The organism is Marinoscillum luteum (assembly GCF_044005705.1).
In the GTDB taxonomy this organism is placed as follows: Bacteria; Bacteroidota; Bacteroidia; order Cytophagales; family Cyclobacteriaceae; genus Marinoscillum; species Marinoscillum luteum.
This window is the reverse complement of sequence record NZ_JBIPKE010000020.1, coordinates 98929-123404: the sequence shown is the minus strand read 5'-3', so window position 1 is coordinate 123404 and position 24476 is coordinate 98929. Positions and strand designations below refer to the sequence as shown.

Here is a 24476-nt window from a genome sequence, read left to right as displayed (position 1 = left end):
GGGTCATCGGGCAATGAACGTAACTGCACGTCATTCCCGTGCATGCGGGAAGCTTATCTGGTTGTGCTTTAATGTATTATGAGGGCTGATAGCTTGTTTGTTGGTCACTCATACTTGTTTCGATGGGGGAGAAGCCAACAAAGGCGGATGAGTAGTTTAAATTATATTAAAGTAGCTTCGGATCATCAGAAGGTTATGCTCATCAAATTCATGATTTTCTAGAAGTTCAATTGCTCTGTCTCGATAATCATTGTCTCCAGTTATTAAGTATGCTCTCCTAAAATAGTCTATGGATAACAGAGGTTTTGCATTAAGATTCTCTGCCATTATTCCATAATACTCTGCTTGATCGAAGGTTTGATCTAGGAAATTTTCAAACTTTACTATGAAGTCAGTCCCATAGCTGATGTATTCAGTTCGAACAAAATCGGAAGGTACTCTGAATCCTCTTGTTTTGATGACGAGAGTCTCTTTACCAAGTGCATTCATAAGACCTATTTCATAATATATATTGGCTATAGTAGTCTGTTCCATTGTTTCAGAAACCACAGCTATTCCTAAAGGAACCGATAATGCCAGTTTCCAAATTTTGGTATGAAAGTCTCTTCCGGTAATGTGAGAGTTGGCATCCAATGAGTTAATAGATCTGGATGTCAGGGCTTCATTTATTTGATCGAGAATGGTTGTGAGTTCATTTGATCTTGTTCCTCCTAACTGAGTCATAATGAAAGCACTTCTCGGATTATATCTAATCCACTGAGTCAGAACATCATTGTCAGTCGGGTTGTAATAGATCATTAATTTCTCTTACGAGCAACGGCAACTCCTTTGAATGGCCCTTCAGATTTTTTATGAGCAACTATTCTTCCCTTCTCACGATCAATTTTGACGTACTTCCCAGTTTTTGGATTTTTGACTTGTACTATTTTTTTCTTGTCGCTCATGCCTACAAAATAATTTATATCTAATCTACAAACAAAGCGCTGGTAAAAATAGTGTTTGAATAATTCATTTTTTTTTGGATGTACATACTAATCAACATGATGAGTGTGCGCATCTTAGGTTATTGAGAGGGGCTGGTAAATCCCGACGGGTACATGCAAGGTGTCATAAAACATCGTGCGAACCTTGTTCCTTTATGTTATTTACTAAGTCGAAATCACTCTTTGATGAGTATGCCATAAATGTCACCTGTCTGCTTCTCATTAACTATATTCGCAAAAATGGAAGTTTGATTCGGAGTGGTTTTGTACCGAAGAAACCTTGAAATCACTTAAAAACTCCCTCATCTCCTAGTTGAGAATGAAATTCAAGATAGTCACCTATTGATGGGACATCCGCTAAACTATTGACAGGGGTTAGCGAATCAAGAAGTGGTCTTGCGTCATCTGGTCTGGAAATCCCATCTCCCTGCTGAAAATTGATTGTAACAATTGTTTTCATTTTGAATAGTTAAATTATTATTAGGGTGAGAAACTTCAGAATATCCATTTCTTTCACCCCTCCAAAATAACGGAATAATCCATCCAAAGCAAGCACCAAAATTCAGCATTCACAGAGTACGGTAGTTGACTGACCGGGCACAAAAAAAGCCCGCTTCCCTCCCGCGATCTATGGCGGGAGGGAAGCGGGCTGAATCAAGGTCTTTTGCTGAGAGTTTACTTCGTCAGCTTATAGGCCACCACCTGGTTGCCAAAGAAGGTAGGCACCAGCAGGGTATTGGACTTGGCGATAAACTCTATATCTGCTGCGTTGGATCCGTCTTCACTAGTGTCCAACAGCTTGGTGGTTTCACCCGCTGCAGTTATATAAAACACCCGGCCATGCCAGCTGGAGACCAGGTAGTCTTCGCCTGTTTTCTCTATCCCGTCGCCACCCTGTAGTGAGTCTGCTATTTGTGTGATGGTGCCGGAGGCATAGTCTATGGTATTGAAGATGCCCTTGCCGAAGGCCACCATCATCATCTGGTCACCATCATCCAGCAGGCCATTGGGTCCGCCAATCTCCGCATCTTCTATCCACAGGGAAAGCTCCCCGTCGGCTGACAGTTTGTGGATCCTGTTGGCACCAGAGTCGGTGAAGTACAAGTTGCCTTCATCGTCTGTGGTGATGTCATTGAGGAATACCGCATCGGGTACGTTTATCTTCTGCGTGATTTCTCCGGTAGTCACGTCTATGGCCACGATATCATCTATATCCGTCACATACAGGGTACTGCCGATGAGCCCCAGTCCTTTGGGTGCATCCATGCCGGTGACCCACTGCAGTTCTATGATGGAGCCATCTGTTGGAGACACTTTGGCAATAAATCCATCTTCATCCCGGGCATCTGGCGGCGCGCCGTTGATGCAAGAGACATAGAGTACGTCGTTGGTTTCGTCATAGATGACTGACTCGGAGGTGGTGAGTAGCGTATCGGTAGCCCAGAGCTTTTCCAGCCCCAAAGTAGGTTCGGCTATTTCTGAGGAGGCCGTTTCGCCCTCATTTGATTTTGGCTGACTGCAGGCCACCACGAGGAGCGCCAGTGCCAGGTAGATAGTTTGTTTCATGATCATAGGTGTTTTGTAGGTTTTGTGGATGAACAAGCGGTGTATTTGCAATGTTTGGTTTCAATTTACTGATTTTAACCATTCAAAGTAAAATTCAGGGGTTCATGGAAGAGAATTTTAGTCTCTTGAAAAAAATGAGCAAATTCCGGAAGCAAAAATGAAAAGCACTATGAAGAAGTACTATGGTTTATTGGTTTTGGGAGGGTTGATGGCCTGTGAAGGTTCTCAACAGACCACAGAAAAGGTTCTTGTGGATACGGTGGCTATGGCCAACCATGTGCGGATCCTCGCTTCCGATGATTTTCTGGGAAGAAAACCTTTCACGGAAGGGGAGACCAAAACCCTGGCCTATTTGGAAAATGAATTTAAAAGTTACGGACTGGAGCCTGGCAATGGTGATAGCTTCTTTCAGGAAGTGCCTATGGTAGAGCTCAATGCAAGCCCTTCACCTACACTTGAGATTAGCGGTGCTAATGGTAGCGTATCACTCAATGTAAGTGATGAGTTTGTGGCTTATACAGAACGAGTGGAGGAGGTCAGTGCCCTGGAGAACTCTGAGTTGGTGTTTGCCGGCTTTGGTGTGGTGGCACCTGAGTATGGCTGGAACGACTATGAGGGACTGGATGTGAAAGGAAAAACAGTGATTGTGCTGGTAAACGATCCCGGATTTGGGAGTGGCGACAGCACTTTTTTCAAAGGACAGACCATGACCTACTATGGTCGTTGGACTTACAAATATGAAGAAGCTGCCCGACAGGGTGCAGCAGGGATATTCATCATCCACGATACGGCACCTGCAGGATACCCCTGGTTGGTGGTGAGAAACTCCTGGTCGGGCGCGAGCTTGTACCTGGATCAGACTGCTGGTCAGTACAAGCCTTTGGTACAAGGATGGGTCACCCGCGAGGCGGCCATCAAGATCTTTGAAGCCTCAGGTAAGGACATGAAAAACTACGTGGAGAAATCGCGCAGTGCAGATTTTACACCTACAGCGCTGGATATGACAGCCAGTGTTACCATCAAAAATGAAATCAAAAGAGCCTCATCCAAGAACGTAATTGCCATGGTGAGGGGAACAGAGAAGCCCGAAGAGTATGTGCTCTACACGGCTCACTGGGATCACCTGGGCGTAGGCCAGCCTATTGATGGAGACAGCATCTATAATGGTGCACACGACAATGCCTCTGGTACTGCTGCGCTTTTGGCCATCGCCAAAGCATATGCCTCCAATCCCGAGAAGCCTAAGCGTAGCGTGTTGTTTTTGGCAGTAACTGCCGAGGAGCAAGGACTTTTAGGTTCTAAATATTATGCAGAGAATCCGATCTACCCACCAGCGCAGACGGTGGCTAATATCAACATGGATGGGCTGACCTATTATGGCCCCATGAAGGATTTTACGGTAGTGGGCTATGGACAGTCCGAGCTTGATGACCTGGCGGGAGCCATCGCTACCCAACAGGGGAGGTACATCATGCCTGACCAGGAGCCGGGCAAGGGGTATTTCTTTAGGTCAGATCATTTTCAGTTTGCCAAAGTGGGTATCCCGGCCATGTTTGCCAGTGGTACCTACGAGCACATGACCAAAGGCGTGGAGTATCTAGAGGAGATGTCCAATGAATACCTTACCAACCGATATCACCGACCTGCAGACGAGTTTGATGCATCCGAGTGGCGCTTTGCAGGTATGCTGCAAGATGCCAGCTTGTTTTATGAGCTGGGTTGGCAGTTGGCCAATTCGGATCAGTGGCCCCAGTGGAAAGAAGGTTCCGAGTTTAAAGCCATCCGTGAAGGAAATTAGTGGATCAAGAGATCTGGCCTCTGGGGCCTAGCTCTACCACTTCCAGATTTTGAATTTTACCCTCCTGTATCTCCAGACGCAGGAGGGTTTTTATTTTGTGAAAGCCATGCTTTCCGGCGGCTCCGGGATTGATAAAAAGCAGGTTGTTGGCCTTATCCGGCTGCACTTTCAATAGGTGCGAATGTCCACATACCAGCACATCGGGCTGATGGGTCTTGATTAGGTCACGCACCCGGGGATTGTAGCGAGGCAGACTCCCGGCAATGTGCGTCATGAGGATTTTCTTTCCCTCACGCACAAACACCTGGTCTTCGGGGCTGGCAGCTCGCACATCGTGCCCATCTATATTGCCGAATACGGCCATGGTGGGCTTGAAGGCTTCCAGCTGCTGGAGGACATCCAGTGTGCCGATATCTCCGGCATGCCAGATCTCATCGCATTGGCTGAAATACTTAAAGACGGACGGGTCCAGGTAGCTGTGGGTATCTGAAATGATGCCTATACGCATGTTGATAAAAGATTGAACTGCAAGTTAGATAGGAAAAGACAAAGCCGGTAAAAGCTTGCCAATGAGCAAACCTTTTACCGGCTTTTGTAATAAATAGGATTTGTTACTCCACAGTGAGCGTGAGCGCCACCTGATTAACGAGTCCGTCACGGTTGGTGACCGTGAAGGTGAAAGTGCTGGTCTGACCACTCAAACCTTCTACTTTCGCGCTATAATCATACTCAAAATTATCACCATCACTGCCAGACAAGTCCTGAGTGTACACTGTGGAGGCGGTGCCGCCATCCACAGATTTGGAAATATTAAACTTCTTGAGAACATCCTTATCCTCCGTTTTGGAGGCGGTGATGCCTATGACTACATCCGTGCCCGCAGGCAGGGTGGCATCGGTACTCACATAGTTGGTAGCGGTCTTGAAACTAATTTCGGGAAGTATTCCCTCATCCTTTTCGCAAGCGCACAAAAAGGTCACTATAGCCGTCAAAGTGGCCATTATCCATTTGTTTTTCATGTTGATTTGAATTAATATATTTGATTCAATAAAGTAAACTATCGGTTCATCATGACCGTAACAAGTGTGAATCCGGGGGCGGAGCGTCTACTTCCCCGTAAAGAATCGGTAAAGGGGTGGATATGTAGGGTGAGAATGGCCGGATCACCACGTGATGAAACGTGAGAAAAGGCGGGGTTTGGAAAAACTGGTGAAGCTTTCTCAGGGTTTTGATGAGCAACGCCTGGTGGTCTGCTGACCGACCCTGGGCTTTTCTCAGTCTGTCCTCTTTATGGTCGCGTTTACATTTGACTTTGATACGTCCATCTTCTGTGGACATGCTCATCACATCATACATGTGACCATCCAGCACAAATTCCCGACCCGGCTTTTCCCAGTGAATATTAGTTCCATGTTCAAAATAGAGTGTGACCACTTCCAGTGATTCCTGATGGTTGCTGATTCTGCTGATTTTTTCCCATTGCGTGATCCTGTGCCACTGCAGTGCTATGTATGGCGCAATACTCTGGAACATCCAAAGGCTGATGATCAGTAGACAAAGGATTCGTGTTTTCAAAGGCGATCGTTTTGACGTTCGAAGGTTATTTTCACGATGAAGGATATATTCCGACCGCTGTTGAGTAACCCGAAATATTTGAATCGGGAGAGGTGATCATAATAGGCTTCATTCATCAGGTTTTTCCCGGATAGGCTTATCTGATAGCGATGACCGTTTCGTTGAAAAGAAGTGGAGACGCCTGCATTTACCAGCCAGTAGGCTGGTGTAGAAAGCTCCTCCGGCGCTGCCTGGTTTTGTGCAAAACAGTGCGAGGCCTCTGCATAGAATTGAACAGGCAGTTCCTCCCATATAGAGGCACTATACCGAATGCCGGGTGTGAGTTTCTTCGCAGGGGTATAAGGTGTGTAATGTCCGTTGGAAGTTTTGCTCATCATGCCCTCATAGGTCAGGCTCAGCTGGAGTGGGTCAGAAGGTGTGAGCCTTATGGTGGATTCGGTACCATACTGTATGGCATCCTGCTGACGATACCTGTACACCGGAAATCCATACCACTCTTCGTTAGTGGGAGCCAAGTAGACATAATTGAAGAAGTGGTTGTAGAATGGACTGATGGAAAGGCTGACCCATTCTCTATGGTAGTTGGCCACAAGATTAAGAGCCAGGTTTTGTTCATTTTCTAACGCCGGGTCACCGATCTCATACGTGAAAACACCCTCATGGAGCCCGTTAGAAGAGAGTTCGGCCAGGTTGGGAATCCGCACTCCTGTGGCTACATTCAGTTTTATGTTGAATCGGGCAGATGGAAAGTAAGTGATTCCGCTGAATAGGTTGTAATACGGTGCAAATTTCGAAAAGGGGCGGACTTCCTGCTCAGGGCCGTTCACGTTTGGGGTAAAATACGTTTTGATCCATTTTTCTCCCAGCCCAGCTCCATTTTCAAGGATGAGTCCCGGCCTCAATACCGTTTCAATAAACGCAGAGAGGTTGGCTTCCTGTAGGTAGGCATCGGGTACAATCTTGCGTGCACCGAAATTGGTATTGTCTTCAAATGATCCCAGGTGTGAGATGATGAGTCTGCTACGAGTAGAGACTTGTTTCTCCAGTTTCAATAAATACTGAAAAGTCAATAAATGCATATTTAGACTGATTTTACCACTGCCTTCGTTTTCCATCCGTTCGTTGGACTGCACGCCCACGTTGATGCTCAACCTGTTATTGTTTTTCAGCTGGAGCTTATTTTCGGAAGAGAATATATTGAGCAGCACCATATGAGCCGGGTTGTTCCCGAGATCTCGACTCCAGCGCTTATCTGTTTCTATGAAGCTATAGGCATCGTTGAAGATGAAGCCGAATCTGTTGTAGGAGCTCATGAAGTTGTTAGTAGAGGTCCAGCGGTTTCTCTGGAAGCCGTAGGTGCCCTTCAGATAGTATCCATCGAACCGACTGTTTAATACCCGATCTTGATGGCCATCGGTGTAGTCCGCGTGATTTTGGCTGCCAATTCTGAGTCGCCACCAGCTCGAGCCATTGTTCACTTTGTAACCTGCCTGTACCATGCCGCCTAGTGTGTTGGAGTTGAGCCGGAGGCCTATTTCTGATTGAGACTGGTGGAGCGCAGGTTTTTTTTCTTCAATCAGGTTAATGACTCCACCCATGGCTTCTGACCCATAGAGCACACTCATCGGACCTTTGATTAGCTCTACTCTGGAGAGCCCAAAGTCAGTCAGCCCAAGCCCATGCTCTTCCTGCCATTGCTGGTTGTCGAACTTTAGTCCTGATAGCAGTACTAGGGTTCTGTTGCCATAGAGGCCGCGGATGACTGGTTTGGAGATGCCCATTCCCGTGGTGAGCATGCTCACGCCCGGTGTTCTGGACATCAGTTCCGTCAGGTTGTGATGACTATAGCTCGTCAGGGTGTCCAGACCTATCGATGTGATGTGAATGGAGGTTTCGCGCTCAGGAATCTCCTGATAGGCCGTGATGGTGAGGTCCTCAAGTAGAATAGTTTGAGTGGAATCGGGCTCTTGCGCCTGAGCGAAACACATACCAATAAGTAGCAGGAAGGAAATGACTCCTCTCATCAGGGAAATGTAACTGCTAACTACAATTGATGCGGCGTGTCAATGTTAGCTTGTTTGCTATCGTAACCTGGGGTACCGAAAATCTTGGTCGACTTTTCTGTACTTCCGCAAGTATAACATTCGCCTATTTTTAGTCCAATTGTAGCGGTGATTTTGTTTGAGGGAAAATTTAATGATCAGTGCTGAGTGTAAGCTATTCTTTTATCTGCTTTGCGGGGTCTCTGAACTTCTTCTTGCTGTTTCTAAAATCCATTTTAAGTCCGATCATCAACCAGTTATACCGATCATCGGCATCCGGTACCAATCGATTGGCGTAGGTGATTTGAAACCCCAACCCCCGTTTGCCGGGCACCTCCGAGCCGATCCCGATGACTTTAGCCGCCGGGTAGTTGGTGAAGGAGGTGAAGTCCACATTGACTCCCGCCATTCCATAAAACTTTTGGCTCCCAAAGAGCAAGTCATATTGCAGCCCGAAAGGTCGTAAGGCTCCACCATAAAGTGCCGCATCACCTGAAAAAGTGAAGTTGCCATTTTGATAAAACTGATGCTTCAGATCTATGACGGCTCCAGGCAGGTACACCCCGTAGAGGGTCACACCCAGTTCGTTTCCTTTGCCGAGGCCTGCCCGATAACTGATGATGGGCTGAAAGCCAAATACTTCTCCATCGTCACTGGCCAAAATGGGGTCAACTACCAGTCCGTAGGTCCAGGATTGCTGCTCTTTTGGTAAGGCGACAGGGGAGGTCATCCTGTTGTGCATCACACAGCCCCCAAGAAAGAGAAGGAAGGGAAGAGCCTTTAAGCATGCAGAAGTTCTCATCGCGTAGATCAAGGTTATACAAAATAACGGATTGCTTTGAGATTTCCTATTAATGGGAGTTGGTGAAAAGGTCACTGATGTTAAAAACGAGTGGTGGTTTTGTGACCAATCCGCATCGGTAAAGTGGCGATTCATTCATTTATTAACACTTTTTAACAGGTTTTTCGGCTTGACATAAACAGGTAGGAATGTTATACTTGCGGGCGATATTATTAAAGTTCTTAGTGATTATTAGTTAGATAATTCTATGATTAATTCAATGAACCTATGTCAATAATAGTAGAGAACCTTACCAAGAAATATGGTGAGCAGAAAGCAGTGAATGACATATCGTTTGAGATCAAAACGGGCGAGGTAGTGGGTTTTTTGGGTCCCAATGGAGCCGGAAAAAGTACCACTATGAAGATCATCACTTGCTTTATGGCACCGTCTTCCGGAGATGTGCGGCTGGATGATGACTCCATCCACACCAATCCAGAAACGATCAAGCGGAAGATTGGCTATCTGCCAGAGAATAATCCCTTGTACCTGGATATGCCTATCATCGACTATCTGCGTTTCACAGCGGAAATTCAAGGGGTGCCGAAGGGTGCTATTGCCGGACGCATCGGAGAGATGATAGAGCGATGTGGCCTGGATCGGGAGAAGCATAAAAACATCAATGAGCTGTCTAAGGGATACCGTCAGCGAGTGGGTCTGGCGCAAGCGATGATCCATGATCCTGAGGTGCTTATTCTGGATGAGCCTACTACTGGTCTTGATCCTAACCAGATCGTGGAAATCAGGAAGCTGATCAAAGACCTGGGCAAGGAGAAAACAGTGATTCTGAGCAGCCACATTCTCTCCGAAGTGGAGGCCACCTGTGATCGCATTCTCATCATCAACAGGGGTAGGATCGTGGCTGATGGTACTTCAGACACACTCAGAAGTCAGTCTCAGGGGCAGGAGTTGTTAAAGATTCATGTGGAGGCTGATCCTGCCAAAGTAGAGACAGCTGTCAGAGGGCTTCCTTCTGTGGAGAAGGTGATGCCGCTGGATGGCAAGGCGGGCTGGTTCAATGTGCAAAGCAAGCCTGACCTGACTTCCAGGAAGGAGATTTTTGATCTGTGTGTACAGAATAAGTGGTATCTCATGGAAATGAGCGGTCTGGAGACCAGACTGGAAGATGTATTCCAAAAACTAACGAAATAACTATGAGCAAAGTCTGGATAATAACAAAACGAGAACTTGCGTCATTTTTTGATTCGCTGATTGCGTATGTCATGATCGTCCTTTTTCTGGGACTGAGTGGCACTTTTACCTGGCTGGTGGGCACCAATGTGTTTTTAATCAATCAGGCCAGTATGCAGGTTTTTTACAGCATCGCTTTTTGGTCTTTGTTTTTCTTCATTCCGGCCATCACCATGCGGATGATCGCTGAAGAAAACAGGGCCGGCACCATAGAATTACTGATTACTAAAGCGGTTTCAGATAGCCAGATCGTCTGGGGAAAGTTCCTGGCCTGTTTCATCCTGGTGATCATTGCACTGGTTTGTACACTGCCTTATTACATCACCATTTCTCAGCTGGGCAACATTGACGATGGAGCCGTGCTGGGAGGGTATTTGGGACTCATCCTTCTTTCTGCCAGCTACATCAGCATTGGACTTTTTGCAAGTAGTATCACTCAAAATCAGATTGTAGCCTTTCTGATGGCCATGTCCATTGGTATTTTCTTTCAGTTGCTGTTTGATGTGATTGGAGGATCCGTGAGGGGCTTCTTCGGTGCGCTTTTTAGTTACCTGAGTATGAGTACACATTTTGAGTCCATGAGCAGGGGAGTGGTGGACAGTCGGGATCTGATTTACTTCTTTTCCATTATTGCATCGGGCGTGATTCTCTCACAAGTGATGCTTTCTAAAAGAAACTGGCAATCATAAACACATTTAGAGATGAACCGAAAAAACATAATTATACAATTGGGTATTGTGTTGGCGATCATCCTGGTGGCCAATCTGATTTCCAATGAGCTTTATTTCAGACTCGATTTCACCGAGGACAATAGATACACCTTCAGCGAAGCGACCAAAGAGGTCATCGATGAGCTGAATGGGGTGATTACGGTCAAAGCCTATTTTTCTGAAGACTTGCCGCCTCAGCTCATGAAGAACAGGCAGGATTTTCAGGATCAGTTGGTGGAGTATGAAAATCGTTCGCAGGGTAACATCGTTTTCGAATTTGTAAACCCCAATGAAAATGAGGAAGCTGAGCGCGACGCCCAACAAAATGGGGTGAGTCCGGTAATGATCAACGTGACCGAGCGGGATCAGGTGCAGCAGATGCGTGCCTACATGGGCGCTGTACTAAAGATGGATGACCGCACAGAGGTAATTCCCCTTGTGCAGCCGGGGGCGGCCATGGAGTATGCCATTACTACTGCTATCAAGAAAGTGTCTATAGCGGATAAGCCAAAACTGGGACTGATCCAGGGCTACGGTGAGCCTACCTTACAGGCCCTCCCACAATTAATGGATCAGCTCTCAGTGCTCTATAAGGTAGAGCCATTTCGGCTGAGGGATACTGCAGCAGTGCCGGGGTATTATCGGGCGCTGATTTGGATTAATCCCAAAGACTCTGTGAGCACGGGTGACTTTGCCAAGCTCGATCGTTACCTCAACCAGGGTGGAGGGATTTTCATAGCACACAGCTGTGTGGAGGGAGATTTGCAACAGGGCTTACTCTCTAAGACGACCGATGTAGGCTTGAAAGGGTGGCTTGGCCGGAAAGGGTTAGTGCTGGGTGATCAGTTTGTGGTGGATGCACAGTGCGCTTCTGTAAACGTGCAGCAGCGTCAGGGATTTTTCACCATCAATTCGCAGGTGGAATTTCCTTTTTTTCCCATGGTCAACAATTTTGCTGACCATGCCATTACCAGTGGACTGGAGTCCGTGATGTTCCCTTTTATAAGTCCTCTTTCTTTTAGCAGTTCTGACACCTCATGGGCGCAGGTACCATTGGTCTACTCTTCGGAGAACTCCGGTCTGATCACACCGCCATCCTACATCGATATTCAAAAAAAGTGGGCACAGCGGGATTTCCCTCAGGGTGCACAAATACTGGTAGCTGGTCTTGATAATGGCAAAGCCAGAGTGGGTGTGGTTGCCAATGGTACTTTCTGTGTGAATGGAGAGGGACAAAGGCCTCAGCAGCAGAATCAGGACAATATTAACCTGGCATCCAACATGATCGACTGGATTGCAGATGATACCGGACTGATTGATCTTCGTACCAAAGGGATCACCTCCAGGCCGCTGGAGAGCGTAGAGGACAGTAGCAAGGCCATGATTAAGTATGGTAATGTTTTTGCCCCAATTTTGCTGATATTGATCTATGCTTTTATCAGAAAGCAAATGAATCAGCGAAAGCGCCAGAAGTGGATGCAGGGCAATTATGAATAGAACTTGAATTCATGAAAAGGAAAAAACAATTGTAGCATGAAAGGAAAGAAAATAGTGAGGTTATTGGTGGTGTTGGTGGTGCTGGTAGGTGTGTTTTTGGTGGTGAAATATACCGGCAATGCCGGACGCAGCAAAACCTTCCGGTCCAGCCTGGTGGAGATAGATACTGCCAAAGTGAGTAAACTGGAAATTCTGAGTCCTGGTGACACTACGGTGCTTACCAGAGAGTCAGGAGAATGGAAGGTTAACCAGCTTAAGAAAGCTGACAAAAACACTGTCAAGGCATTGATGAACAACCTGAAGCAGATCAAGCCCAGCAGGCTGGCATCACGCACAGAGGACTCCTGGAAAGATTTTCAGGTGGATGACGCGGGTACCAGGGTGATCGCCTATGAAGGATCAGACAAAGTGCTGGATATCATCCTGGGTCGCTTCAATGTGGAGGGGCAGCGGTCGTTCTATTCATACGTCAGGCTCAATGAGGAGGCAGATGTGTATGTGGCGAAGGATTTTATGAAGATGAGCGTTGGCACAGGTTCTGCTGACTACCGCAATGATGACGTGGTGAGGTTAGTGAAAGATTCTGTTTCCAGCATTGCTTTCAATTACCCGGACAGCGCTTTTACATTGGATAAAGTGGATGGAAAGTGGCAGCTTGGTGAAATGGCTGCGGATTCAGCTTCCGTTGCAAAGTATCTGCAGTCCTTGACATTTGTTAATAGCAAGAACTTTGCTGAGCGCAGTGGAGCACCTGTGCTTTACGACCTGGTGATTGGCTTAAATGGTGGGAACGATATTCAGGTGACGGCTTACGGTAATGATCAGTTTAGCTCTTCGTACAAGGAAGATGAATACTGGCAGGACTCTGCCGTGACCGACAAGATTTTCAAGGGAAAATCTTATTTTCTGGGAGAGTAGCGCACAATCATTCAACAAAAAAAAGGCCCGGATCAGCTTTGCTGATCCGGGCCTTTTTTAATCCCCTCCATTGAAGAGATCAGTAGAAACTTGGCTTTACCGTGGTGGTGTTAGGGAGCACTCTGCAGTCATCAGGATATATAGGCAATACTGCGATCCTGTCCAGCATGGAGCTCTCGATGGTTAGTGTATCCAACGCCACATCCGAAGCATAGAAATAACCCACTACCAGCTCGTCAATATCATTAATGTTGATAATATTCCCCGTGATAGAGGCCGGCGGTGGATCGAAGATGTCACCATCAATACTCAATTGGTTTTGTATCAATTCATAGAACTTATACGCTCCAAGTGACAAAGAATATCGTTTAAGCGTCATCACATACTTATCTATAAACCGATACCCATTATCCGAGAGGAAAAACAGTTTAGCATCGGTTTCATTATTTCCCAGAGGGAATGATGAAATGATAATGCTGGTATTTTCCTCATATTTATAGCAATCTGCACAGCAGTCTTTGGGTGCTGGTACAGGACCTCTTCGTGTTGGGCGCTCATAGAGTTCAGGAAAGGTCTTGATGTAGTGAGTACCATCATAATCCCATAAGTAAAAGTTGGATGTGTTTTCCTGCTTTTCATAATTCGCGTAAACGTCCACTCCAATTTTGTAATTGAGTATATCATTTTCATTGAGATATGGATACTCATTGTACACAGTGTAGAGCGTGTCCAGTACATTCACAGACTCCACAGTCTCCGGTGTGGAATTATAGATCTTGTCACCAATTTCAATATTAAGGATATAGCTTTTGCCGATTACCGCCTGAAAATCAGATGGGGTAGCGTACAATCCGTTTCCCTGAAAGGTCAAAACGGTAGTGTTTCCTTCATTGTCTCTAATGGCTACATCTGCGCGATCCACCGGGGTGATTACGCCTTCAAAAATACTTCCGTATTTGGCGCTTTTGGTGATGTAGATCAGATGAGGCCCTGGCTCTGTGGTGATTCTTCCCTCTACCACCAGGACTTCCTCAAAAGAGTCGGTCTTGACGTCCAGGGGATCAACACAGGCATTCAATCCGATGATGGTGACTAGTGTTAATATATATGTTAAGTTTTTCATCTTCTATTCAAGACTTAAAGGTAAAAGGTAAATGAAATCGATGGGAACGGAACCCCGAGTACTGCCAGCTGGTAGGCCTGAGGAGGACTTCCTACGACATCCTGTGTAAATACTGAGAATGGATTTTTTCTTCCATAAAGATTATAAACGGAGAAGTTGAATTCTGCATTCTTGTTTTCAAAGACATAAAACTTCTTCGTGAAGGAGATGTCCAGTCTGTGGTACAATGGAGCTCTTTCTGTGTTTCTGTCAGTGTACAAGGACAGAACACTGCTTCCGTATTCAAACTTACCCGCCGGGTAGGTGATAGGCTGTCCTGTCTTAAAAGTGAAGGTGGATGAGAATTCCCATTTCTTAGGCAGTTGATAGATAAGCACGTTCGTGAAATTGTGTTTTCTGTCGTAGTTGGCAGCATACCAGTCACCGCCGTTGATGGTTTCAGTTTTATAAGGTCCTTCGATCTTTCTTAAACTTCGGGAGTAAGTATAACTGATCCAGCCTTTGAGCCTCCCACCAGAATTCTTTTTAAGGTACAGCTCGAGTCCGTATGATCTGCCCTGACCTGAGTTGAGCTCTGTTTCTATGTGATCGTTAAGGAACAGCGCTGCACCGTCCTTATAATCTACCACATTGTCAATCTCTTTGTAGAAGCCCTCTATCGAGGTTTCAAATTTGTTTTTGTTAAAATTCTGGAAGTAGCCCAAGGAGAGTTGCTCGGAAATCTGTGGTTTCAGGTAGTTGTCACTGAGTTTCCAGATATCATTTGGAGCAATGGTCGTGGTGTTGGAGATCAGCTGAATGTACTGATACATCCGGTTGTAGCCCAACTTGATCGAAGACATGTCGGAGAGGGTGTAACGTGCCGTGAAGCGAGGTTCCCAACCAGAGTAGGTCTGTATGGATTCATTGTCACCGAAGTGTAGCGAGTCCACGATGGTTTCTTCTATTCTTTCACGATATGGTTCGTAATAGTAGATCGTGTGCCCTCCAAGATAATTGTAGGTATTGTACCGAATTCCTCCGGTTACTGACAGCCTGGGTGTGATCTCGAAAGAAGCATCCAGGTAGTAGGCAATTTCATTGGCCTTTTCCTCCTGAACTTTTTCTGCGTTAATTGTGCTCGTTTCAGGGTCGTTGGGTTTTAATTCCCCGGGCTGAAGCATCGTCCGGTTGAAATTTACACCCGCATTAAGGGAAGCCTGATCATTGAAAATATACTCCAGGTCCAGGTTGAGAATCTGATTGTTGATCTCAGTATTGAGCTTGTAAGGGTTGACCAAACTTCTGTTTTCAATGGTATTGGAGTAGGTGCTCAGGGCTCCTGTAGCCTTCAAGCTGAATTTATCACTGAAGCTGTGATACCAGTTGGCAGCCTGATAGAAGTTGACCCATTGGTAGACTGTGTCACCAGCCAGATTGAAGTTATCAGAACTCTTGTAAATGGAATAAGTGAGCTTATTTCGGTTGTTCAGTTTGAGGTTGGCGATTACGTTGAAATCATAGAAACCTGCAGAACTTTCCCGAATATCCGGATCGTCAAATGCTTTAAGTGTGTAGTTGAGATAAGATCTTCTCACACTACCCAAAACCGAAAGTTTTTGTTTGATGATGGGCCCTTCAATGGCCAGTTTAGAGCTTACCACGCCAATCGATAGGTTGCTCTTCCAATTGTCGTAATCTCCATCCCGATACTTCACATGAAGTACTGATGAGGCACGACCACCATATCGTGCTGGTACCCCACCTTTGTAGAGAGATACATCGTCCACCACATCTGCATTGAATGCGGTATAAAAGCCGAATAAGTGAGCGGGATTGTAAATAGGTACATCACCAAGAAGGACCAAATTTTGATCTGATCCACCTCCACGTACGTTGAAACCCGTGGAAAGCTCAGAATTGGTACTAACTCCGGGAAGCAGGGTGAGTGATTTAATCACATCTACTTCACCCATGACCATGGGAAGTTCCTTAATAGACTCTATAGAGAGCGAGTTTTTGCCGATATCTGTACTCTTCACATTGGCATCTCCCTTACTGCCGGATATCACCACTTCGTTCAGCTGTGTCATGGCTGGCTTAAGGTACAGTCGGAAGTTACCAGAGCCCAGGACCCTGGCTCTGAAGGTACTCACTTCAAAACCTACCGAAGTAGCCTCAAGGATGATTTCGCCCTTTGGAGACCTGAGTCTGAACTCACCGTTAATATCTGTGACGGTAGCTTCCTTTTCTGCAGGAATGGAAACGATCGCACCTATGATGTCCTCACCGGTTTCCTTGTCCATGAGTTTACCGTAGATATATCCCTTGTTGCCGGAGAATTCCTTTCCATTGATGGTGATGATATCCTGACCCACTGCCGTCATGGACAGACTGATGAATAAGGTCAATGCTAAATATTTTATTTTCATTTTCTAGTCTAGTAAGTCAGCGAAACAAGAGCCATAGGATGGGTTTTTTCGATTACCATATTCAATTGAAATAACTATTGCTTAAAAGTAAACGGTTGGTACTTCCAGAATTCGGTAGTTTCAGTACTGGAAGCACCTCTGATAACGTACAGGTCTCCACCTTCCGTAAATTGAATGTCGGTGGAAAGTGATGCCATTCCTTCAAAATTGTTCTTTATTAAGACTTCACCGTTTTCCAGATTCAATTGGTACATGGTTGATTGGAATGGGAAAAGGCCGAATATCAGGAATTTACCGCTGAGGAAGTAGGCAGCACCCGATTGAACATTCATGCTCAAATCAGTGAATTTAGTGAACTCCAGTGTAGAAAGATCATACATCCAGACCGTGTTGTCCTCAGTGTTGAAGAGGTAGATTGAGCCGTTGAAATAAGCATTTGGTATTGTGGTGTTGATTGCAAAAGGTAGCTGGCCCAGGTAAGACCATTCGCTATCAGCATAGCGCCAGATGGCCTCTCCACTGTTAATACCACCCAACACGATCAAATCCTGATCGACGTAAAAGGCCAGAGGTTTTACGCCCGAAGCTGGTGTTGACCCAAGATCCGTAATGGTGCCATCGCTTTCCAGTTTACCAAACTGATCAGTGAGGGTATATATAAACCCTGAGAACCCTTCAATGATGCGTGTAGCACCAGCGCCAAAAAAGCCATTGGGCGTGTAGAATGCCCCTTCTACAAAGTATTCTTCGTCCGCAAGTGCAGTAGGCGCTCCCCAGCTATTGGCTGTAAAATCATAGTTGTAGATGTCACCATTTTTTTCACTCTGAGAAAATGCACCCAAGTAAATGGATGCCGAGTTGCCATTGTACCTTACGGCTGCATTGGTCATTCTGCCAAAGGGAAGTGCGCTCAACTTGGTCCATTTGCCAGTTTTATACTCAAATGTATCGACCAGTACCTTTCTTCCATCAAAATTGGCATAAACAGGTACACGATGGTCTGTTTGATGTTCAGGAACTTCTATTTTTAACTTATAACCACCAAGTCTTGACTTAACAACGGCTGTAGTTTCACCAAAAAGAATACTCATCTCAGTCGTGAAGTTGGTGCCGATGATTTCAATCTGATCACCTGATTCTCCGTAAAGTGACGATACAGTATTGACGGAACCTTCAAAGGTGCTAATGCTTCTGATGTCACTGTAGAACTTATTATTGCCGGAGATGACAAAGGCACGGTAGTAATAGGCTGTTTTTTCTTCCAGCAGGTTGAACTCCGAGAAGAATAAACCAACCGTCTTTTTCTCTCCCAAAGAAACTACCTCGGGAGCAGAGAATGTCTCATCTTTCGAAAATTCGAATCCATGATCGCTTGCGGTACCTTCCAGAGAATAGAGTCGTCCAAGAAGACGAATGTCATTGCTTGATATGTAAATCACATCCTCTAAGAGCACCACTGTTTCTGAGTCGGTGATTTCATTGAAAAAGCAGCCACTGAGTGAACCGGCTATAAGAAGTGCGTAAATTATTTTCTGCATATATTTTATTTGGAAAATGAAGAAAAACCAGAACTAAATAAGGCGAAATCGTAACTTTCTAGAACAATCACCTTTGTAAAAACCACTACTTATTTGTGAAAATATTTCAACGAAATTGGTGTTTTTTTATTTCTGTTCTTTCTTTTCCGTTAAAAAACGGCAAGGTAACTAATTGCACTCTTCAATTCAACCGAACATGAACTCATCAGGTTGGAATTATTTAAGTGGTAATTTTTTGGGATGAATGCATTCAACGGGATGTACTTTAGGAGAAATAGACCGTTAGAAGTACTTTGAAAGAACTATAGAATCCCGATTTTGGTTTAATTTGATACATTTGAGTTGTTATGAAAAAGTTGATGAAGAATCTGTTCGTTTATCTGATCCTTATCCTTTCGGGGAGCATTGTTCATGCCCAGGAGATTGAGTGGCTAAGTTTTGAGGAGGCTGTGGCCAAATCCAAAGAAGAACCTCGCAAATTGCTGATAGATATCTATACAGATTGGTGTGGATGGTGTAAGAAAATGGACCGGGATGCCTATGCAAATACTCACGTGGCAGAATACATCAGTAAGAACTTCTATGCCGTGAAATTCAATGCTGAACAAACCGAATCCATCGAATTTGATGGCCATACCTTTAAGTTTATTCCTCAGGGCAAACGTGGAGTCCACGAACTGGCTGCGGCGTTGACCAACAACAAACTCAGCTATCCCACTACGGTTTTTATGGATGAGAATCTCAGAATCATCCAGCCAATCCCGGGGTATATGAATGCTAAATCACTGGATCCTATTTTGAAATACATTGGTGGCGACAAGTTCAAAAACACCAAATGGGAAGATTTTCAGAAGAATTATCAATCTTCTTTGTAGAAGATGCAACCCCTGGGATTCTGGTGAGTCCTTAAAAGAAAAACAACTCATATGAAAAGAATAGCCTTAACCTTGTTGGCGGCCCTGACCCTTTTTTTCGGGATGGCCCAATCCACCAGAAACCTTTCTTCTTTTTCGGAAGTAACTGCCCAGGAAGGTATTGATGTGTTTCTCACAAAAGGAAGCAGTGAATCCGCACGCATAGAAGCAGATGGTATCTCTGTGGATAAGGTGCTTACTGATGTATCCGGTGGCACCCTGAAAATTCACCTGGAAGGTGATAACCATAGAAATGTAGATGTGAAGGTATATGTCACCTTTGTAGACCTCAGCGCATTGAAAGCCTCTTCGGCAGCCTCTATCAGGGTAGAAGGGATGGTGCAGGCCAAAGGTGATTTCGAGATATCATGCAGTAGCGCTGGTGACATCAAAGTGGCTGTAAAGGCAGATCAGGTGGAGGTGGATGCCTCCAGCAGCGGAGATGTGGACCTGGAGGTATATGCAGATGATATCGACATTGAGGTGTCGAGTGCAGGAGAAGTGAACATATCAGGAGAGGTGAGAAACCTCGATGGTAGTGCGAGTAGCTCTGGAGATATTGATGGTTATGACCTTGTGTGCCAGGATGCAGACTTGAGAGCCAGCAGCGGTGCGTCCATCAAGGTGACGGTGAATGGTGAGCTAACGGCTCGTGCCAGCAGTGGTGCCAGCATCCGATATCAGGGGTCTCCCAAAAACACCAATAGCGATAGCAGCAGTGGAGGCTCGGTAAAAAGATCTTAAAAGTTAAAATAGATTGATTTCTATTGATTCATAGCCCGCTTTATCAGCGGGCTATTTTTATTTGTACCTATGAATAAATTAATACTAGTCTTGGGATTATTCCTTTTGGGCTGCGCCAGTGAGGAAGTGAAGCGCGACCGATTTTTTTTGCAGGGAAACATTGCATTGAAAGCACGCGAATACGATAAGGCTGTAGGGTTTTATACTCAGGCCCTGGCCGTTGATAAGGATTTTGCCCGTGCTTACAACAACAGGGGGGTGGCCCGCATAGAGGATGATCACGCCTATGAAGCCATTCAGGATTACAACATGGCCATTTTGCTGGACTCATCTTATTATGATGCCATATTCAATAGGGCTTATGCCTATGAGCGGGTGGGCAGAACTGAGGATGCCCTCTCAGATCTGATGATTGTGAAGAAAGCATTTCCAGACTCTGCTTATGTGTATTTCTATGAGGGATTGCTTCACTCCAGGCTCAGGGCGTATTCGGCTTCCATGGGCAGCTTCCAAAAGGCTTTGCAGCTAGATCCGGACAATCAGGAGACCCTGATCAATATGGCCACGCTTTACTATTTTCAGGAGCAAATGGACAGTGCCAAAGCCCTCCTGAATGAGGTACTGCTGAAATATCCCAATGAGGCCAGCGCGCTGAACACGCTCAGTCAGGTTTATTTAAAGGAGGAGAATTATCAAAATGCCCTGACTACCGTGAACCAGGCCCTGAATATTCAGCCCTCAGAACCCTATTTCCTGAATAACCGCGGACAGATATACCTGGAGATGAACGAGCTGGACCTGGCCGCTATGGACATCAACAGGAGCATTCTGATCGATCCTTCCAATGCCTGGGCCTACCGGAATAAAGGAATCTACTTTTTGAAATCAGGAGATCCGGAGCAGGCCATTCGCTTGTTTCAGGAAGTGATCAACCGGCCTGAATTTGTGGATGAGGTGTATTCTTTTCTTGGAAAAGCTTACCTGGAACAAGATCAGCTAGCGCAGGCATGTGAGTCATGGCAGCAAGGCATCGATAATCATGAGGCATCCTCTCTGAGGCTTTGGGAACTCAACTGTCGCTAGGTTTAATCCTCTTCCGGCTCCTTTAAGAAGATGAGCTGATAGAGTGAAACCAAGTGACTGAATAATACGGCAGGTACCACAAAAAGAGGCAACAATACATAAGGGAAATAGAAGACGGCAATATTGGGTTGCTCGTACACCGCAGGGTCGTAAAAATAGGGGGTAGCCAATATGGCCCGTGCCACAATGTTGACCAGCAGCCCCAAAGCCAGCAGGTTCCAGATGATGGCAGCTATGTTGCTTTTGCTTTTGAGGCCCACCAGAAAAAGCCCGGCAAATGGTGCTGAGATGCCAGAAAGGATGTCAAAGTTGACCCCCTCGAAAGTCATGGACTCTGCTACCACTCCATTGATGAAAAGCCACCAAAGTACAATCTCCACAGGTACCCGAATAATGTGAATATAAGTGAGCGTAGTGATGGGCATTTGATTCAGGAAATTTCTTGTGGCCGGAATCAAAAACAGACTGATGATGAAGATGACCAGGATCAGTACCATCATGATCAGCCGGGGGGGCATGGCTTCATAGTCCTGAAAAAAACCATTGATGGTCATCAGCGAAGTGACAAATATCCAAACGGCCATAAAAGTGATCGCAAAAAGGGGAATATTGCTCTTGGGACCAGCGGCTGTCAGTATTGCGTAGTAGATAAAACCAAAGGAGGTGAGGACACAAGCAAAAAAAGTAAGGCTGATGTAGATAGGTAGGTCGTTCATTAGTCAGGTAGTGTGTACAGCAATATAAAAATTCTTTAAGGAAAAGAAAATGACTATTTCGCCTTAGTGGTCAATGTTAGGTTTAAAGGAGGTGTTTCGATGGGATTGTTTGAGAACCAATAGGTTATCTCATCCCATGGCACTGGCCGATGAAATTTTAGTTTTCAATAAATAAAATACTTTTGCCAGGATGCAGGCGCTTATCAACAAACTAAGGATCAAACTCAATCAACCACTGCCCGGTGCGCAGGCACATAATCTGATGAGCCCAAAACTCTCTACCGGGAATCGGGTAAATTTCAAATTTGATAAGGCGCCAAGAAAGGGTGCTGTGTTGATCCTTTTGTATGAAAAAGAAGGTGAGATATGGTTTCCAATGATTCAGCGGCCGCTTTATGATGGGGTACACAGTGGTCAAATGGCCTTGCCTGGTGGCCGGTATGAGGAGACCGATGGTGACCTGAAAGTTACGGCGATGAGGGAGACCCAGGAGGAGATAGGAGTGGAGCCTGGACAGGTTGGCGTAATAGGACATTTGAGTGAATTTATGGTTTCGGCAAGCAATCATTTGATTGTACCTTATGTCGGTTTTTCAAAAGAGATTCCCCGATTTATACCAGACGAGGTGGAAGTGGACGAAATCATTGAAGCTCCTTTGTCGCAGCTCCTGGACAAAAGCAGGCTCAAGGAAAAGGAAATCGTAACTGCCCACGGGTACCGCCTTCATTCCCCATATTTTGATATTCAGGATAAGGTGGTCTGGGGAGCCACAGCCATGATGCTAAGTGAATTTGCAGCAATAATAGAAGACCTATGAATGAACCCCTATTGACCAATGATGCGGTTATTTTTGGCATCATCATGCTCATCCTCGGTTTTGTCTTTACGACATCCTCGAGTGAAAGCACCTTTTGGAAGAAGTTTTATGCCGTGGTGCCCGCCCTGCTCATGTGCTATTTTTTACCCTCACTTCTGGGGACTTTCGGGATCATAGATCCGGGCGCCTCGCGACTTTATTTTGTAGCGTCACGGTATCTGTTGCCGGCCTGTCTGGTCTTACTCACCATCAGTGTCGACCTGAAGGAAATTGTAAAGCTTGGCCCGAAAGCGCTGATCATGTTTTTTACGGCCACTGTGGGTATTGTGCTGGGTGGCCCTTTTGCCATCCTGCTTTTCTCCTACATAGCACCAGAGCTGGTCTCGGCTCCTCCACCCAATGAAGTATGGCGCGGCATGACCACCATTGCTGGTTCGTGGATCGGAGGTGGGGCCAATCAGGCGGCGATGAAAGAAGTATTTGAGGTAAATGGTGAGCTGTTTTCGAAAATGGTGGCAGTGGACATCATTGTTGGTAACACCTGGTTGGGTGTACTGCTGGCCGGTATCGGGTATTCTAAATACATCGATAGAAAATTGAAGGCAGACGCTTCTGCCATAGAGGCCATGAAGCAAAAAATGGAGGCTTTTCAGTTGAAAAATGCCAGAATACCTACGCTCACTGACTTGATGAAAATATTGATGATCGGGTTTATCTGCACGGGAATAGCCCATTTCTTGAGTGATTGGATTGCTCCGACCATCAGTGAGCATTTTCCATTCCTGGATAAGTACAGTCTTACCTCAGGGTTCTTTTGGATCGTCGTTATCGCCACCACATTAGGGGTGTTTCTTTCCTTTACCAGGGCCAAGGAATTGGAGGGTGCAGGTGCGTCAAAAATTGGAAGCGTGTTCATTTATATTTTGGTGGCCACCATAGGCATGCACATGGACATCATGGCGGTCTTTGATGATCCAGGGTTGTTCCTGGTGGGGCTTACCTGGATGCTCTTTCATGTAATTCTGCTGACCATTGTGGCTAAGCTGATCAAAGCGCCGTACTTTTTTGTGGCGGTGGGGAGTACTGCCAACGTAGGTGGTGCTGCGTCTGCTCCGGTCATAGCGGCTGCCTTTCATCCGGCATTGGCGCCAGTAGGTGTTTTGCTGGCAGTGTTGGGCTACGTGCTGGGGACTTACGGAGCTTATTTGTGTGGCCTTCTGATGGGGGCTGTATCACCATGATGGAGCAACGTCACATCACGTTTCAGCATACCACGCCATATGGAGTGCTCAATGAGCTCACCGAAAATACCCGGCGCATATGGTTGGTATTTCACGGCTATGGACAACTTTCCAGGTATTTCCTGCGCAAGTTTGAAGGCTTGAATCCGGAAGAGAACTACGTCATTGCGCCGCAGGGTATTTCCAAGACCTATCTGGAGGGGTTTAGTGGCCGGGTGGGGGCCAGCTGGATGACTAGTGAGGACCGACTCACTGAGATTGCCAATCAGAAAGCATACATCGATGCAGTGCTCCGTGCCCACCATATTGACTGGATAGATAAACGGCTGGTTTACTTTGGGTTTTCTCAAGGGGTGGCTACCATGTGCAGATACGCAGCACATGCCAAACTGCCATTCGAGCAGATGATTCTCTGGGCAGGCACATTTCCCCCTGAGCTCGAGCGCGTTGATTTTGATTTTTGCGACCCGGACGTTTCGGTGAAATATTTTACGGGTTCCAATGATCCTTTTTATCAGGCAGGGATGAAAGAGGATCAGGTCAGCAAAGTTCGGGCTGCGCTCGGGGTGGAGGCAGAGGTAAGGGAGTTTGAAGGCGTACATGAGGTGAAGGCCGACTTAATAAATGCGCTTTGAGTGTGCGAAAAAGAACACATGGTGTCCTATTTTAGTGCAAGTGTTGGTTTGCTTGTTTTTTAAAGAGTACATTTTCAGTCAGTTAACTTTTTGGTATCACGTTTGATGCCTGTAGGAAAATCACGGAGATCAT

General features: G+C 45.9%; 23 protein-coding genes. 11 read left to right on the top strand and 12 right to left on the bottom strand.

The annotated features are described in order from the left end of the window. Window positions 1–156: 156 nt before the first annotated feature. From ACHKAR_RS18585 to ACHKAR_RS18575, 3 genes are all read right to left on the bottom strand, one after another. A complete protein-coding gene (locus ACHKAR_RS18585; RefSeq protein WP_395418915.1) occupies window positions 157–723 on the bottom strand; it encodes a hypothetical protein in 567 nt (188 codons plus the stop codon). Window positions 724–797: 74 nt separating this feature from the next. Then, the gene (locus tag ACHKAR_RS18580) at window positions 798–944 is read right to left on the bottom strand and encodes a hypothetical protein (RefSeq protein ID WP_395418914.1); all 147 of its coding nucleotides are present in this window, start codon (window positions 942–944) and stop codon (window positions 798–800) included. Window positions 945–1658: 714 nt separating this feature from the next. After that, window positions 1659–2549, bottom strand: coding sequence for an NHL repeat-containing protein (locus ACHKAR_RS18575; RefSeq protein ID WP_395418913.1), 891 nt, complete (start codon window positions 2547–2549; stop codon window positions 1659–1661). A gap of 169 nt (window positions 2550–2718) precedes the next feature. Between ACHKAR_RS18575 and ACHKAR_RS18570 the strand changes: the two genes are divergently transcribed. Then, window positions 2719–4347, top strand: coding sequence for a M28 family metallopeptidase (locus tag ACHKAR_RS18570; protein ID WP_395418912.1), 1629 nt, complete (start codon window positions 2719–2721; stop codon window positions 4345–4347). 4 nt (window positions 4348–4351) lie between these two features. Here the strand turns inward: ACHKAR_RS18570 and ACHKAR_RS18565 are convergent, their stop codons facing one another. The 5 genes from ACHKAR_RS18565 to ACHKAR_RS18545 form a co-directional block, all read right to left on the bottom strand. Continuing rightward, window positions 4352–4855, bottom strand: coding sequence for a metallophosphoesterase family protein (locus ACHKAR_RS18565; RefSeq protein WP_395418911.1), 504 nt, complete (start codon window positions 4853–4855; stop codon window positions 4352–4354). A 103-nt stretch (window positions 4856–4958) separates the two neighbouring features. After that, on the bottom strand, window positions 4959–5366 hold the full coding sequence (locus tag ACHKAR_RS18560; protein WP_395418910.1) for a hypothetical protein: 408 nt from the start codon (window positions 5364–5366) through the stop codon (window positions 4959–4961). Window positions 5367–5415: 49 nt separating this feature from the next. Beyond that, a complete protein-coding gene (locus ACHKAR_RS18555; protein ID WP_395418909.1) occupies window positions 5416–5922 on the bottom strand; it encodes a hypothetical protein in 507 nt (168 codons plus the stop codon). Next, the gene (locus tag ACHKAR_RS18550) at window positions 5919–7946 is read right to left on the bottom strand and encodes a TonB-dependent receptor plug domain-containing protein (RefSeq protein WP_395418908.1); all 2028 of its coding nucleotides are present in this window, start codon (window positions 7944–7946) and stop codon (window positions 5919–5921) included. Before ACHKAR_RS18550 ends, ACHKAR_RS18555 begins: the two co-directional genes overlap by 4 nt. A 193-nt stretch (window positions 7947–8139) precedes the next feature. Continuing rightward, window positions 8140–8766 (bottom strand): hypothetical protein, encoded by a 627-nt coding sequence (locus tag ACHKAR_RS18545; protein WP_395418907.1) that lies wholly within the window; start codon window positions 8764–8766, stop codon window positions 8140–8142. Between the two features lie 267 nt (window positions 8767–9033). Between ACHKAR_RS18545 and ACHKAR_RS18540 the strand changes: the two genes are divergently transcribed. The 4 genes from ACHKAR_RS18540 to ACHKAR_RS18525 are packed head-to-tail and all read left to right on the top strand — an operon-like array spanning window position 9034 to window position 13121. Then, window positions 9034–9957, top strand: coding sequence for an ATP-binding cassette domain-containing protein (locus ACHKAR_RS18540; RefSeq protein WP_159581163.1), 924 nt, complete (start codon window positions 9034–9036; stop codon window positions 9955–9957). Window positions 9958–9959: 2 nt separating this feature from the next. Further along, on the top strand, window positions 9960–10685 hold the full coding sequence (locus ACHKAR_RS18535) for an ABC transporter permease subunit (protein ID WP_395418906.1): 726 nt from the start codon (window positions 9960–9962) through the stop codon (window positions 10683–10685). Window positions 10686–10697: 12 nt separating this feature from the next. Continuing rightward, on the top strand, window positions 10698–12203 hold the full coding sequence (locus tag ACHKAR_RS18530) for a GldG family protein (protein ID WP_395418905.1): 1506 nt from the start codon (window positions 10698–10700) through the stop codon (window positions 12201–12203). A gap of 36 nt (window positions 12204–12239) precedes the next feature. Beyond that, window positions 12240–13121, top strand: coding sequence for a DUF4340 domain-containing protein (locus ACHKAR_RS18525; protein WP_395418904.1), 882 nt, complete (start codon window positions 12240–12242; stop codon window positions 13119–13121). Between the two features lie 79 nt (window positions 13122–13200). Here the strand turns inward: ACHKAR_RS18525 and ACHKAR_RS18520 are convergent, their stop codons facing one another. The 3 genes from ACHKAR_RS18520 to ACHKAR_RS18510 form a co-directional block, all read right to left on the bottom strand. Next, window positions 13201–14244 carry a DUF4249 domain-containing protein gene (locus ACHKAR_RS18520; protein ID WP_395418903.1) on the bottom strand — a complete coding sequence of 348 codons (1044 nt, stop codon included), beginning with the start codon at window positions 14242–14244 and terminating at the stop codon, window positions 13201–13203. Between the two features lie 14 nt (window positions 14245–14258). Continuing rightward, window positions 14259–16655, bottom strand: coding sequence for a TonB-dependent receptor (locus tag ACHKAR_RS18515; protein WP_395418902.1), 2397 nt, complete (start codon window positions 16653–16655; stop codon window positions 14259–14261). A 74-nt stretch (window positions 16656–16729) separates the two neighbouring features. Beyond that, complete coding sequence (locus ACHKAR_RS18510; protein WP_395418901.1) at window positions 16730–18193, bottom strand: IPT/TIG domain-containing protein; 1464 nt, start codon at window positions 18191–18193, stop codon at window positions 16730–16732. Between the two features lie 347 nt (window positions 18194–18540). Here ACHKAR_RS18510 and ACHKAR_RS18505 point away from each other — a divergent pair, with 347 nt between their 5' ends. The 3 genes from ACHKAR_RS18505 to ACHKAR_RS18495 all read left to right on the top strand — a co-directional run bounded on the left by ACHKAR_RS18505 (window position 18541) and on the right by ACHKAR_RS18495 (window position 20934). Beyond that, the gene (locus ACHKAR_RS18505) at window positions 18541–19068 is read left to right on the top strand and encodes a thioredoxin family protein (protein ID WP_221413295.1); all 528 of its coding nucleotides are present in this window, start codon (window positions 18541–18543) and stop codon (window positions 19066–19068) included. Window positions 19069–19119: 51 nt separating this feature from the next. Then, complete coding sequence (locus ACHKAR_RS18500) at window positions 19120–19851, top strand: head GIN domain-containing protein (protein ID WP_159581142.1); 732 nt, start codon at window positions 19120–19122, stop codon at window positions 19849–19851. 69 nt (window positions 19852–19920) lie between these two features. After that, window positions 19921–20934 (top strand): tetratricopeptide repeat protein, encoded by a 1014-nt coding sequence (locus tag ACHKAR_RS18495; RefSeq protein ID WP_395418900.1) that lies wholly within the window; start codon window positions 19921–19923, stop codon window positions 20932–20934. A 2-nt stretch (window positions 20935–20936) separates the two neighbouring features. Here ACHKAR_RS18495 and ACHKAR_RS18490 read toward each other — a convergent pair whose 3' ends face one another. Continuing rightward, a complete protein-coding gene (locus tag ACHKAR_RS18490; protein WP_395418899.1) occupies window positions 20937–21650 on the bottom strand; it encodes a hypothetical protein in 714 nt (237 codons plus the stop codon). A gap of 190 nt (window positions 21651–21840) precedes the next feature. Between ACHKAR_RS18490 and ACHKAR_RS18485 the strand changes: the two genes are divergently transcribed. The 3 genes from ACHKAR_RS18485 to ACHKAR_RS18475 are packed head-to-tail and all read left to right on the top strand — an operon-like array spanning window position 21841 to window position 24343. Next, window positions 21841–22467 carry an NUDIX hydrolase gene (locus tag ACHKAR_RS18485; protein WP_395418898.1) on the top strand — a complete coding sequence of 209 codons (627 nt, stop codon included), beginning with the start codon at window positions 21841–21843 and terminating at the stop codon, window positions 22465–22467. Continuing rightward, window positions 22464–23708, top strand: a complete 1245-nt coding sequence (locus ACHKAR_RS18480; protein WP_395418897.1) for a DUF819 family protein — start codon at window positions 22464–22466, stop codon at window positions 23706–23708. The genes ACHKAR_RS18485 and ACHKAR_RS18480 overlap by 4 nt, the downstream gene beginning before the upstream one ends. Next, window positions 23705–24343 (top strand): alpha/beta hydrolase, encoded by a 639-nt coding sequence (locus tag ACHKAR_RS18475; RefSeq protein WP_395418896.1) that lies wholly within the window; start codon window positions 23705–23707, stop codon window positions 24341–24343. The genes ACHKAR_RS18480 and ACHKAR_RS18475 overlap by 4 nt, the downstream gene beginning before the upstream one ends. Window positions 24344–24476 lie beyond the last annotated feature (133 nt).